Annotated in this window: 11 protein-coding genes, 1 tRNA gene and 1 riboswitch; of the genes, 10 read left to right on the top strand and 2 right to left on the bottom strand. The window is 72.4% G+C overall.

Going from position 1 to position 12,583, the window contains the following annotated elements:
- Window positions 1-62 precede the first annotated feature (62 nt).
- The 5 genes from RTA_RS11700 (at window position 63) to RTA_RS11680 (ending at window position 6,608) form a co-directional block, all read left to right on the top strand.
- A complete protein-coding gene (locus RTA_RS11700) occupies window positions 63-1,949 on the top strand; it encodes a TolC family protein (protein WP_158307834.1) in 1,887 nt (628 codons plus the stop codon).
- Complete coding sequence (locus RTA_RS11695) at window positions 1,946-2,785, top strand: efflux RND transporter periplasmic adaptor subunit (protein WP_013901612.1); 840 nt, start codon at window positions 1,946-1,948, stop codon at window positions 2,783-2,785. Before RTA_RS11700 ends, RTA_RS11695 begins: the two co-directional genes overlap by 4 nt.
- Window positions 2,786-2,797: 12 nt before the next feature.
- A complete protein-coding gene (locus RTA_RS11690; protein ID WP_013901611.1) occupies window positions 2,798-4,144 on the top strand; it encodes an efflux RND transporter periplasmic adaptor subunit in 1,347 nt (448 codons plus the stop codon).
- 8 nt (window positions 4,145-4,152) lie between these two features.
- A complete protein-coding gene (locus RTA_RS11685) occupies window positions 4,153-6,297 on the top strand; it encodes a site-2 protease family protein (RefSeq protein ID WP_041676362.1) in 2,145 nt (714 codons plus the stop codon).
- A gap of 110 nt (window positions 6,298-6,407) precedes the next feature.
- Window positions 6,408-6,608, top strand: a complete 201-nt coding sequence (locus RTA_RS11680; protein ID WP_013901609.1) for a hypothetical protein — start codon at window positions 6,408-6,410, stop codon at window positions 6,606-6,608.
- Window positions 6,609-6,623: 15 nt separating this feature from the next.
- Here RTA_RS11680 and RTA_RS11675 read toward each other — a convergent pair whose 3' ends face one another.
- Window positions 6,624-7,010, bottom strand: a complete 387-nt coding sequence (locus RTA_RS11675; protein ID WP_013901608.1) for a hypothetical protein — start codon at window positions 7,008-7,010, stop codon at window positions 6,624-6,626.
- A 326-nt stretch (window positions 7,011-7,336) separates the two neighbouring features.
- Window positions 7,337-7,412, bottom strand: a tRNA-Asn gene (locus RTA_RS11670).
- 104 nt (window positions 7,413-7,516) lie between these two features.
- A riboswitch (TPP riboswitch) is annotated at window positions 7,517-7,612 on the top strand.
- A 57-nt stretch (window positions 7,613-7,669) separates the two neighbouring features.
- Here RTA_RS11670 and thiD point away from each other — a divergent pair.
- From thiD to RTA_RS11645, 5 genes are read left to right on the top strand one after another with little or no spacing between them, the layout of a single operon-like run.
- The gene (thiD, locus tag RTA_RS11665) at window positions 7,670-8,530 is read left to right on the top strand and encodes a bifunctional hydroxymethylpyrimidine kinase/phosphomethylpyrimidine kinase (RefSeq protein ID WP_013901607.1); all 861 of its coding nucleotides are present in this window, start codon (window positions 7,670-7,672) and stop codon (window positions 8,528-8,530) included.
- Window positions 8,527-9,627, top strand: a complete 1,101-nt coding sequence (locus RTA_RS11660; protein ID WP_013901606.1) for a LuxE/PaaK family acyltransferase — start codon at window positions 8,527-8,529, stop codon at window positions 9,625-9,627. The genes thiD and RTA_RS11660 overlap by 4 nt, the downstream gene beginning before the upstream one ends.
- Entirely contained in the window at window positions 9,624-11,093 is a 1,470-nt protein-coding gene (locus RTA_RS11655; RefSeq protein WP_013901605.1) for an acyl-CoA reductase, read from the top strand. The genes RTA_RS11660 and RTA_RS11655 overlap by 4 nt, the downstream gene beginning before the upstream one ends.
- Complete coding sequence (locus tag RTA_RS11650; RefSeq protein WP_013901604.1) at window positions 11,090-11,821, top strand: ABC transporter ATP-binding protein; 732 nt, start codon at window positions 11,090-11,092, stop codon at window positions 11,819-11,821. The genes RTA_RS11655 and RTA_RS11650 overlap by 4 nt, the downstream gene beginning before the upstream one ends.
- Window positions 11,818-12,576, top strand: coding sequence for an ABC transporter permease (locus RTA_RS11645; protein ID WP_013901603.1), 759 nt, complete (start codon window positions 11,818-11,820; stop codon window positions 12,574-12,576). Before RTA_RS11650 ends, RTA_RS11645 begins: the two co-directional genes overlap by 4 nt.
- The last annotated feature ends 7 nt before the right edge of the window (window positions 12,577-12,583 follow it).

Genomic DNA, 12,583 nt, shown 5'->3' with positions numbered 1-12,583 from the left:
TGTCCATGCGCCTTTTTCCCGTCCTCCATCCTTCCCACGAGTCGGTGACTTCTTCCTTCGCCATGCATCAGTCCCCCATCCGAATCCCCTCCCTTGCGGCCAAGCTGTCCTTGCTGGCGGTGGCCGCCATCGTCGCGGGTTGCTCCGTCACGCCCCGGCAGGCCACCCAGGACGAGGTGCGCCAGCGCGTCAAGGCCGACACCCAGGGCATGCACGTGGGCCAGGCGCCCATCGCCGGCCCGGTGACGCTGGAAGAAGCCATCGCCCGCACCCTCAAGTACAACCTGGACTACCGGCTCAAGAAGATGGAGTCGGCTCTGGCGCTGGGCTTGAACGACTACGCCGGCTACGACATGCTGCCCAAGCTGCTGGCCTCGGCCGGCTACCGCGACCGCAGCAATGACTCGGGCGGCACCAGCATCGGCATCGTCGACCGCGTCCAGTCGCTGCGCCCGTCCACCTCGGAGGAGCGCAACTACGCCACGGCCAGCGCCGAGTTCTCCTGGAACGTGCTGGACTTCGGCGTGTCGTACTACCGCGCGCGCCAGCAGGCCGACCAGTACCTGGTCGCCGAGGAACGCCGCCGCAAGGTGGTGCAGAACATGGTGCAGGACGTGCGCGCCGCGTACTGGCGCGCCCTGGGCGCGCAGCGGCTGGCGGCGCAGACGCAGGAGGTGCTGGAGCGCGCCCACCTGGCGCTGGCCCGCTCGCGCGAGGCCGAGACCCAGCGCGTCATCTCGCCCGCCCAGGCCCTGAACTACCAGCGCGCGCTGCTGGACGCGATCTCCCTGCTGAACCAGCGCCGCCAGGACCTGGAGTTCGCCAACCGCGAGCTGGCCGCGCTGATGAACGTCGAGCCCGGCGTGCCCTTCACCGTCGCCGACACGGCCGAGGCACGCCTGCCGGCCGTTCCCGGCAACGTGCGCCAGCTGGAGGAGCTGGCCCTGCTGCAGCGCCCCGAGCTGCGCGAGGAGGACTTCAAGAAGCGCATCACCGCCGACGAGGCGCGGCGGCAGCTGCTGGGCATGCTGCCGGGCATCAGCCTGGAAGCGGGGCGGCAGTACAGCTCCAACGACCTGCTGTTCAACAGCGCCTGGACGCAGGGCAGTGCCCGCATCTCCTGGAACCTGCTGCAGCTGCTGGCCCTGCCGTCCCTGCGCTCGGCGCAGGACCAGCAGGTGCGCACCGACGAGGCCCGGCGCATGGCCTTGTCCATGGCGGTGATGACCCAGCTGCGCATCAGCGTGGAGCGCTACCGCTTGGCGGTGGAGGATTTCAAGCTGGCCGACACCGCCGCCCAGGTCGACAAGCGCTTGGCCGACTATGCGCGGGCGTCCGTCGCCGCGCGCCTGGACAGCGAACTGGAAGTCATCCGCACCCAGGCGCGGTCCGTGCTGGGCAGCTACCAGCGGGCCAACGCCTACGCCGGCGCCCAGATCGCCTTCGGCCGGCTGTACAACTCGCTGGGTTTCGATCCGCTGCCCGACAACTTCCACCAGGACGACATCCCCCGGCTGGCCGAGCGCGTGCGCGCCCACCTGAGGGCCACCGAGCAGGACACGCTCAAGATGACGTCCAACCTGTTCGGCCATCCGCCGGCCGTCTCGGTGCGGCTGGTCGGCGTGGACGACCCCGTGCTGCAGGCGCGCATGCGGGCGCAGATCGGCGAGGTGTTCAGGCGCAACGAGATGGAGGTGGACGCCGCCCGCGGCGTGCCGCTGACGTTCACCCTGCAGCGCGAATTCCGCGATGGCCTGGAGCGGGCGCGCTGGGTCATCGCCATGGCCAATGGCCGCGGCGAGGTCAAGGGGGAGGCGCAGTACGCCAGCACCTTGCCGCCCCAGGCGCGCGGCTCGGTCTACGAGGCCACGCTGGCCGCCGCCCTGACCTCCAAGCTGCCCGAGCTGCGGACCTGGCTGGCCGCGGCGGCGCGCGAGGCGCAGCCATGAGCGACAGAATCAGGATCGACGCCCGTCGCTGGTGGGCGGGACTGGTCCTGCTGGCTGCCGCCGCGGCCGCGCAGGCGGAGGTGCGGCCAGCCGCTGTGCCGGCCCGCCAGGACGAGGTGGGCTTCAGCGCCATGCCCTCCGCCGCCTCGACGGCCTCCATGACCGCCGCCGGGGCCGACATCGTGCGCGTGCTCCTGGTGGCCGACCGCGAAACCACGCTGTCCAGCCCGGTGACGGCCCGCATCGAGCAGCTGCAGTTGTCGCTGGGCGCGACCTTCAGCGCCGGCCAGATCCTGGTCGGCTTCGATTGCCAGGAGGCCAGGGCGCGGCTGACCATGGCCAGGGCCGAGCTGGCCGGCGCGGTGGAGGCGCACGAGGGCAAGATCCGCATGCAGGGCCTGGAGCAGGCCAGCGAGGTGGAGGTGGCGTTGGCGGCCAGCGCGGCGGCCAAGGCGCGCGGCCAGGTCGAGCTGCAGAAGGCCCAGGTGGCGCAATGCACGATCAAGGCGCCCTGGGCCGGCCGCGTCGCCAAGGTGCACGTGCGCCCGCACATGAGCGTCACCCCGGGCCAGCCCATGGTGGACCTGGTCAAGAGCGGCCCGCTGCGGCTGCGGCTGAACGCGCCCTCGCGCATGCTCGTGCGGCTGCGCGTGGGCAGCGCGTTCAACGTCGCCATCGACGAGACCGGCCGCAGCTACGAAGCCCGGGTGATGGCGGTGAACAGCCGGGTCGACCCGGTGAGCCAGACCATCGAGCTGGAGGCGGCCGTGAGCAAGGAGCATGCGGAGTTGCTGCCCGGCATGAGCGGCGTCGCCGACCTGGGCTCGCTGCGCTGAGGAGCCGTGCCCATGGATGACGCGCTGGAGCAGGCCGCGCCCGCGGTGCTGGCCGCCTTGCTGCACCTGGAGCAGCGGGCGCTGGAGGCCGCCACGCCCCAGGCCCTGGGGTTCACGATGGTCAACGAGACCCTGCGGCTGGTGGCCTTCCGGCAGGCGGCCCTGTTCACCAGCGGCGCCGGCGGGCGGCTGAAGCTCACCACGGCCTCCGGCCTGGCCAGCGTGGCGGAGGATTCGCCCTTCGCCGTCTGGCTGGCCAGCTTCGTGCCGGCCGTGCGGCCCGCCGGCGGCGGCTGCGTGCGGCTGGACTTTCCCGACGCGCCGGCCGGCCTGGTGGAAGGCTGGGAAGAGTGGCTGCCCGAGCACCTGCTGCTGGCCGTCTTGCTGGGACCGGGCGGCGAGGAGGGCGTGGTCCTGTACGCGCGCGAGACGCCCTGGCAGGACGGGGAGGTGGCCGCGCTGGACCGGCTGCACCGGACCTACGGCTACTGCCTGCATGCGCTTGCGCAAAAGCCCCTGCGCGTGCGGGCCGGGCTGCGCCGGCTGGTGAGCCGCCGCGCCGCGGGCTGGGTGGCGCTGGCCGTGCTGGCGGCGCTGCTGATCCCGGTGCGCCTGTCGGCGCTGGCGCCGGCCGAGGTGGTGGCGCTCAGCGCCATGGCCGTCGCGTCGCCGCAGGACGGCGTGATCAGCGCCTTCCATGTCGCGCCCAATGCGCCGGTGAAGGCCGGCGACCGGCTGTTCTCGCTGGACGACGGCGCCCTGGGCAGCCGGCGCGAGGTGGCTCGCGGCGCACTGTCGGTGGCGCGCGCGGACCTGCTGACCGCGCAGCAGCGCGCTTTCGACGATCTCAAGAGCAAGGGCGAGCTGGCGGCCGCCATGGGCCGCGTCCGGGAGAAGGAAGCCGAGCTCGCCCTGGTCGAGCAATCGCTGGAGCGCGTGGTGGTGCGCGCCGAGCGCGACGGCGTGGCCATCTACGGCGACCCGAACGACTGGCTGGGCCGGCCGGTGCAGACCGGCGAGCGCGTGATGCAGCTGGCCGACCCGCGCGATGCGGGGGTGCTGGTGTGGCTGCCGGTCACCGACGCGCTCAACCTGGAGCCCGGCGCGCCGATCCGGCTGTTCCTGCACGTCAAGCCGCTGGACCCGTTGGCGGCCACACTGCTGCAGACCAGCTACCAGGCCGTGCCTGGCCCCGACGGCATCTCCTCCTACCGGTTGCGCGGCCGCTTCGGCGAAGGCGAGCCGGCGGCCCGCATCGGCCTGCGCGGCACCGCCCGCATCGCGGGCGACTGGGCCGTGCTGGGCTACTTCCTGCTGCGCCGGCCGATCGCGGCCCTGCGCGAATGGACCGGCCTGTGAGCACGGCGATGGCCATCGCCACCGCGGGATCGCCGCGGCTGCCCACCCTGCGGGAGGAACTGCGCCTGCTGCCCGCCGCCGCCAACCGCGACGGCTCGCCGGCCTGGACCGTGCAGGACCCGCTCACCAACCGCTTCTTCCGCATCGGCTGGCTGGACTTCGAAGTGCTGCTGCGCTGGTCGCTGGGCTCCGCGCGGGACATCGCGGACTCGGTCAACGAGGAAACCACGCTCAGCATCGACGAGGACGACGTCCACGAGCTGGCCGGCTTCCTGGAGCAGAACAGCCTGGTGCGCGCCGACACGGCGCAGGCCGTGGACCGGCTGCGCGATCGCGCGGCCCGGATGCAAACCTCGCCGCTGCAATGGCTGCTGCACCACTACCTGTTCTTCCGCATCCCGCTGGTGCGGCCCCAGGTCTGGCTGGCCGGCCTGCTGCCGTATGTGGACTGGGTCTTCAGCCGGACCACGGCCTGGGCGCTGGCCGCCCTGACGCTCACCGGCCTGGTGCTGGCCGGCCGGCAGTGGGAGACCTTCGCCGGCACGGTGGTGGAGCAGCTCACCTGGTCGGGCATGCTGGGCTACACGGTGGCACTGGTGTTCGCCAAGGCGCTGCACGAGATGGGGCATGCGCTGACCGCCACGCGCTACGGCGTGCGCGTCGCCCACATGGGCGTGGCCCTGCTGGTGCTGTTCCCCATGCTCTACACCGACACCGGCGAGAGCTGGAAGCTGCACCGCTCGCGCCAGCGGCTGGCCATCGCCAGCGCCGGCATGGTGACCGAGCTGGCGCTGGCCGGCCTGGCGACGCTGGCCTGGAGCTTGGCGCCCGACGGCGCCGTGCGCAACGCCCTGTTCTTTCTCGCCACCACCAGCTGGGTGCTGACGCTGCTGGTCAACGCCAGCCCGTTCATGCGCTTCGACGGCTACTTCATCCTCAGCGACCTGCTGGACCTGCCCAACCTGCACGAGCGCAGCGGCGCCCTGGCCCGGACCTGGATGCGCCGCACGCTGCTGGGTTTCGACGAGCCCTGGCCCGAGCGCCTGCCCGGCCGCGGCAACGCGATGCTGATCGCGTTCGCGCTGGTGACCTGGGCCTACCGCCTGACCGTGTTCCTGGGCATCGCTCTGCTGGTCTACCACTTCGCCTTCAAGCTGCTGGGGCTCTTCCTGATGGCGGTGGAGCTGGTCTGGTTCATCGGCCGGCCGGTGTGGGCCGAGCTGTGCGTCTGGCGCGAGCGCAAGGGCGAGATCCGGCGCTCGCGCAAGCGTTGGGCGGGGGCGCTGCTGGCGGCGCTGTTGCTGGTGGTGCTGCTGCCCTGGCAGACCGGCGTTCGGGCCAGCGGCTGGGTGCACGCCGAGCGCCAGCAGGTGATCCACTCGCCGCTGGCCGCGCGCCTGGCCGTGGTGCCCCAGGAAGGCGCGGTGACCCAGGGCCAGCCGCTGTTCGCGCTGCAGTCGCCCGAGCTGGCGCTGTCGGCGCAGCGGGCCCTGAGCCTGGCCGATGCCCGCGCCCGCGAACTGATCGGCCTGAGCGGCTTCGCCGACGGCGAGGAGCGGCGCCAGCAGCTGCAACACCAGCAGGACCGCTACCTGGCCGAGGCCAGCTTGTTCCAGGGCGAGCAGCAGCGGCTGCAGCTGGTGGCGCCGTTCGCCGGCGTGCTGACCGACCTGGACCCGCAGCTGGCGGGCGGCGTGTGGGTGCAGCCGCGGCAGCCGCTGGCCATCCTGGTGGACCCCTCGCGCTGGACCGTGGAGGCCTTCGTCGCTGAGGAGGACATGGCCCGGGTGCGGGTGGGCGATGCGGCCCGGGTGTACCTGCAGACCCGCTCGCGCGAGGCGCTGGTCGGGCGCGTGGTCGAGGTCGATGCCACGCGCACGACCATGCTGCCGCATGCCATGCTGGACGCCAACAAGGGAGGCTCCATCGTGGTGGTGCCGCGCGAAGGCAGCGCCGCTGCAGCCGGCAGTGCCAGCGCGGCCGAGCACGCGCCGCGGGACGCGCTGTACCGGGTGCGCATCGCCCTGGACGGCCGCCCGGCCAGCCTGCGCATGGCGCTGTCCGAGGTGGTGATCACCGGCCAGGCGCATGCCTGGCTGCCGGGGCTGCTCGAGCGGCTGGCCGTGGTGCTGGTGCGCGAGAGCGGCTTCTGAGCGGCCGACCGCCCGCGCCGACCCGAGGAGCCACGCGCGTCCTACAGGCGGCGCCGGCATGCGGTGCGACATTGCGCTGCAGAAGCTGTCCCGTCTTCAGGAGTCAAACGATGTTCGGAATGGGTGGCCGCGCCAAGCCGCCGGCACCAGCGCCGGCGAAGAAGCCCAAGGCGGCCCGGAAGCCCGCCCTGGTCCCGGTCACCGTGAAGCTGGAACCCGCCCAGCATGCCAAGTTCCAGCTGCTCGGCGGAGAAGCCTGGCTGCGCGGGCAGCTGGACGCCGCCGCGGTGGAAGTCGTGTTCAAGGCCTGAGGGCGCGAGGCGCGCTCAGAGCCAACGCTGCACCGCCTCGGCGGTATCGCCCGGTTGGGTGTTGAAGCACATCCTGGCCTGGGGCGCGTTTTCATGCACCACGTTCACCAGTTTCTCGAAGAGCAGGAACGTGCTGGGCATCGTCCGGATCCCCGCTCCGATCACGACGCAGCCGAATGGCCTGCGCCGGAGTTGGTCCCGAACCACCCGCTCTGCGGTCTCGCCGAAATCGGTCAGGCACATTTGCACGCCGTAGCCCAGGCGGGTCAAGGCGTCGGCAGAGGATTGGAGCCCGGCCCGTACCTTGGCGGCATCCATGCCGGTACCCGCGAACTCGGGGGCGGAGAAATCGATCAGCGTGGGTTCCAGGCCGATCACGAGTACGGATTTGTCGTCGGGCACAGCTCACCTCGCGCGGGTAGCGCCGGCGGAATGCCGGCATGACTTGGAGATTCTGTACCTTAGGCCCTGGGGAGGTCGTCGCTTGTGGCCGGCGCGCATGCGCACGCCGCAGCCATGGCCTCTAGCTGGGCTGTAGGACGCCCGGCGAGCGACTTGCCAGACGTTTCTCACAGGAACTGTGGACAAATCTGTGCGAAAGGCCCATGGCCTCGGCGCAAGAGCCCGTGGATACTGACGCGCTGCGGATTGCTCAAAAAACAGGCAGCGCTTGGGTTCGCACAAAGAAAAAGGAGCTGCGTTTGCACGCAGCTCCTTTGACCCTTGTCTGGCTCCCCGACCTGGGCTCGAACCAGGGACCTACGGATTAACAGTCCGGCGCTCTACCGACTGAGCTATCGGGGAATGAGCCCACGATTATAGCCCCATCTTCCGGGCCCCCAGCCCGTCCATGACCAAAGTTCCATTGCGGTCCTCCAGACCGGGCCGACGGACCGGTGTGCCACAATGCCCGTGCTCCGGGGTGTACGCGCCAGCGTGCTGAGATCCAGACCCGTGAACTTGAACCGGTTCAAACCGGCGTAAGGAGAGCACCTGCCGCAGCCCGCCCAGGGCCGCGGCGGACCGTTCCTTCGGAGCACGCACATGCCCGAAGGACGTCCATGGCTCCCACCGCTACCGCTCCTGTTGCTGCCGCCTCGCGCTACCCGCGCGTGCTGGCCATCGCCGGCTCCGATTCCGGCGGTGGCGCCGGGATCCAGGCCGACCTCAAGGCCATCGCCGCCCTGGGCTGCTTCGGCATGACGGCGATCACCGCGCTGACCGCGCAGAACACGGTGGGCGTGCGCTCCATCCATGCGGTGCCGCTGGACGTGCTGGCCGACCAGATCGACGCCGTGGTCGAGGACATCGGCGTGGACGCGGTCAAGATCGGCATGCTGCATTCCGCGGCGACGATCGGGGCGGTGGCCGCCGCGGTCGACCGCCACCGCCTGCGGCCGGTGGTGCTCGATCCGGTCATGGTGGCCACCAGCGGCGCCAGGCTGATCGACCCGGCGGCGGTGGCCTCGCTGGTGCGCGAACTGTTCCCCCGCGCCGTGCTGGTCACGCCCAACCTGGACGAGGCGGCGCTGCTGGCCGGGCACCCCGTGCGCGACGAGGACGAGATGGAAGCCGCCGCCCGCCGGATGATCGCCATGGGCGCGCAGGCCGTGCTGCTCAAGGGCGGCCACCTGGCCGGCGACAGCGTCAGCGACCTGCTGCTGGACCAGGCCATGCAGCCGCTGTGGCTGCGTGGCGCGCGCATCGCCACGGCCAATACCCACGGCACCGGCTGCACCCTGTCCAGCGCCATCGCGGCCCAGCTCGCACTCGGCCACGCGCTGCCCGACGCCGTGCAGCAGGCCCGCGACTACGTCCGCGGGGCGCTGCGGGCCGGCGCTGCGGTGCGCACCGGCGCGGGCAGCGGGCCGCTGAACCATTCCTATGCGCCGCAGCCCATGCGGCTGCTCCCATTGCCATGACGGGTTCCGCACTCCCCGAGCTGCAGCAAGCCATCGAGCGGCTGCTGGCCTTCCTGGCCCAGGACGGCTGCACCGACGCCGAGTTCGACGAGGTGGCGGCGCAGCTGTTCACGCTGCAGTACACCCACGACGAGCCGTACCGGCGCTTCTGCCAGCGCCGCGGCCTCACGCCGCGCCGGCTGGCGGGCTGGCGCGACATCCCGCCGGTACCGATCAGCGCCTTCAAGGACTCCACGCTCAGCTGCGTGCCGCCCGACGAGTGCGAGCGCGTCTTCATGACCAGCGGGACCACGCGCGGCGAGGTGCGGGGCCGCAACCACCATCCCGTCATCGCCGTGTGGGACCTGTCCATGCGCCGCAACTTCGCGCGCCGCTTCATGCAGGGGGCGCCGCGCATGCGCATGGCGACGCTGTTCCCCGACGAAGGCGAACTGCCCAATTCCTCGCTGGCGCGCTACCTGTCGCTGGCCAGCCGCAGCTTCGGCGCGCCCGGTAGCCGCGCCTACGTGAGCGCCGCGGGCGGGCTGGACGTCGAAGGCGTGTGCCGGGCGCTGGGGGACGCCGTCGCCGCCGGCGAAGCCATCGCGCTCATGGGCGCCAGCTTCAGCTTCGTGCACCTGCTGGACGCGCTGCGCGAGCGCGGTATCGCGTTCACGCTGCCGGCCGGCAGCCGCATCCTGGACACCGGCGGCTACAAGCAGCAGGCGCGCGAGGTGCCGCTGGACGAGTTCTACGACGGCCTGGCGCAGGCGTTCGGCGTGCCGCGGGCGCGCTGCATCAACATGTACGGCATGACCGAGCTCAGCTCGCAGCTGTACGACGATGGCAATGCGGCGGTCCCTTCGGTCAAGTCGGGGCCGCACTGGATCCGCACCCGGGTGCTGGACCCGCTCACCGGCCGCGAGGTCGCGCCGGGCGAGCGCGGCGTGCTGGCCCACTGCGACCTGGCCAATTTCAACTCGGCCACCACGATCCTGACCGAGGACGTGGGCGTCGCCGTGCCGGGCGGCTTCCTGCTCCTCGGCCGGGCCGAGGGGGCCGAGGCCAAGGGCTGCTCGCTGGCGGTGCAGGCCTTCCTGGAGGCGGCCCGGCCATGAACGGCGCGCGCCTGCGGGCCGGCTACCTGCCGCCAGGAGCGGCCGATGCGGTGCAGTGGCAGCTGCTGCCGTTCGAGGCGCACGGCCGCCGGCTCGAGGTCGAGGTGCCGCTGCTCACCGAGGCGCAGATGCGCGCGCTGGCCCGGCAGGTGCGCCAGGCGGCGCGCGAGCGCCTGCGCCCGCTGCCCGTGACGCAGATCGTGGAGGTGCTGGATCGCGTCGTCGCCCGCCTGCTCGATGCCGCCGACCCCGTGCGCCGGCAGCTGGACGATCTGCTGCCGGTGGTCACCGGCGACGACCCCGAGCTGCTGCGGCTGGGATTGTCCAGCTACCTGCAGACCTTCCGCGCGCCGCAGCTGCATCGCTTCGTGGCGCAGGACTTCGCCAACCCCAAGGTGCTGGACGGCTTCCAGCCGGCGGTCAAGGGCGGCGCGATCCGGGCCTTCGGCCCTTCGCTGCTGGCGCACCATTGGGCCGGCAACGTGCCCGGCCTGCCGCTGTGGAGCCTGGCCTGCGGCCTGCTGGTCAAGGCGGGCAACATCGGCAAGCTGCCCAGCGCCGAACCGGTGTTCGCCAGCCTGTTCGCGCAACTGCTGGCCGAGGTGGCGCCCGCCCTGGCCGACTGCCTGGCCATCGTGTGGTGGAAGGGGGGCGACGGCGGGGCGGGCACGGTGCTGGCCCAGGAGGCCGACACGGTGCTCGCCTACGGCGGCAACGACACCCTGGTGCAGCTGCGCAACCAGCTGCCGGCCAGCACGCGCTTCCTGGGCTATGGCCACAAGCTGGGCTTGGCCCTGGTCGGGCGCGAGGCACTGGACAGCCAGCGCGGGCCGGCCGCCGCGCGCCGCGCCGCGCGGGACCTGGTGCGCCACGAGCAGCAGGGCTGCTACTCGCCGCACCGGCTGTACGTGGAGCGGGGCGGCGCCATCAAGCCGCGCGCCTTCGCGCGTTACCTGTCGGGCGAGCTGTCCCAGCTGCAGCGGCGCCATCCGCGCCGCCGGCTGACGCTGGAGGAGTCGGCGTCCGTCGCCGCCTGGCGCCAGTCCGCCGAGTGGCAGCTGCTGGGTCCCGCCGGCGAGCTGCTGGGGGACGATGCTTCGCAGTGGTCGGTGGCTTTCAGCGACGAGATGCGGCCCGTCGCCCCCACGGCCGGCCACCGCTGCGTGCTGGTGTGCGCCGTGGACGCCCTGGAGGACGTGGCGCCGCTGCTGGAGCCGCAATCGCCTTTCCTGCAGACCGTGGGCCTGGCCACCACGCCCGAGCGCCTGTACCGCCTGGCGGAGCTGCTGGGCGGCGTGGGCGTCACGCGCATCGCGCCCCTGGGGGCCATGACGCGGCCCGAGGCCGGCTGGCACCACGATGGCCGCTTCAACCTGGCGGACCTGGTGCACGTGGTCGAGATCGAGCAGGCCGCCGAGCAGGCCGCCGACCGGCTGGCGCCGTATGCCCAGGAGGGCGGGGAATGACTTTCCTGCGCCTGGCCGGCGTGTCGTTCGCCCATCCCGGCCGGCCGGTGCTGGAGGGTGTGGAGCTGGCGCTGGCGGCGGGAGACATCCATTGCCTGGTGGGCCGCAGCGGCTGCGGCAAGACCACGCTGCTGAAGCTGGCCGCCGGGCTGCTCGCGCCCACGCGCGGCCAGGTGCTGTGGGGCGGGCCGGCGACCGCGGCCCACGAACGCACCGGCTTCGTGTTCCAGGCGCCGACGTTGCTGGACTGGTTGAGCGCACGCGACAACGTGCTGCTGCCGGTGTCCCTGAAGCGCCGTCCCACGGCCCAGGACATGGCGCGCGCCGATGCGCTGCTGGCCCGGCTCGGGCTCGCGGACCGCGCCATGCACCGCCCGGGCCAGCTCTCGGGTGGCCAGCAGAGCCGGGTGGCGCTGGCGCGGGCCCTGCTGCCGCAACCGCCGCTGCTGCTGCTGGACGAGCCCTTCGCCGCCCTGGACGCGATCACGCGCGAGGAGCTGCAGCGCGACCTGCTGGGCCTGGCGCGCGAGCACGGCACGACGGTGCTGTTCGTGACGCACGACATCGCCGAGGCGGTGTTCCTGGGCGACCGGGTGTCGGTGATGGCGGGCGGGCGCCTGTCGCATTCGTTCACGGTGCCGCCGGCGGCCCGCACCCGCGACACGCCCGCGTTCGGTGCCGGCTGCGCCCAGGTGCGCGAGGCGCTCGGCCTGGAGGTGAGCGCATGACGTCCTGGCGCGCCGCGGCCGGCAGCCTGGCGCTGCTGCTGTCACTGTTGGCTCTCTGGCAGGCCTGCGCCGTCGGCCTCGGGCTGTCGGCCCTGGTGCTGCCAGCGCCGGGTGCGGTCGCCGCATCGCTGTGGAAGGGCCTGGCCAGCGGCTTCTTCTGGCCGCACATCCGCGCCACCGGCGCCGAGCTGCTGCTGGGGCTGGCCCTGGGCGGCGCCTTCGGCTTCGCCGCGGGCGCGCTGCTGGCCGAGGTGGCGCCGCTGCGCCGGCTGCTCATGCCCTACCTGGTGGTCAGCCAGGTGGTCCCCAAGCTCGCGCTGATGCCGCTGTTCATCGTCTGGTTCGGCTTCGGCCTGGTCCCCACGGTGGTCATCACCGCGCTGATCTGCTTCTTCCCGCTGATGGAGAACACGCTGACCGGCCTGTCGCAGGTGCGTCCCGAGCGGCTGGAGCTGTTCCGCATGCTGGGCGCCAGCCGGGTCCAGACCCTGTGGCGGCTCAAGCTCCCCAGCGGTCTGCCGGCCATCCTGGCGGGCCTGCGCATCGCGGTCGTGCTGGCCCTGGTGGGCGCGGTGGTCGGCGAGTTCATCGGCGCCAGCCAGGGCCTGGGCGCGCTGATCATCGCGGCCCAGGGCAGCATGGACACGCCGCTGATGTTCGCCGTGCTGGTGCTGGTCGCGCTGCTGGGGCTGCTGGCCTACCAGCTCACCCTGTGGCTGGAGCGCCGCCTGCTGCGCGCCTACGCATCGTTTTGAGCCAGAG

Origin of the sequence: Ramlibacter tataouinensis TTB310 (genome assembly GCF_000215705.1) — a bacterium.
In the GTDB taxonomy this organism is placed as follows: Bacteria; Pseudomonadota; Gammaproteobacteria; order Burkholderiales; family Burkholderiaceae_C; genus Ramlibacter; species Ramlibacter tataouinensis.
This window is presented reverse-complemented; position numbering and strand designations above follow the sequence as displayed.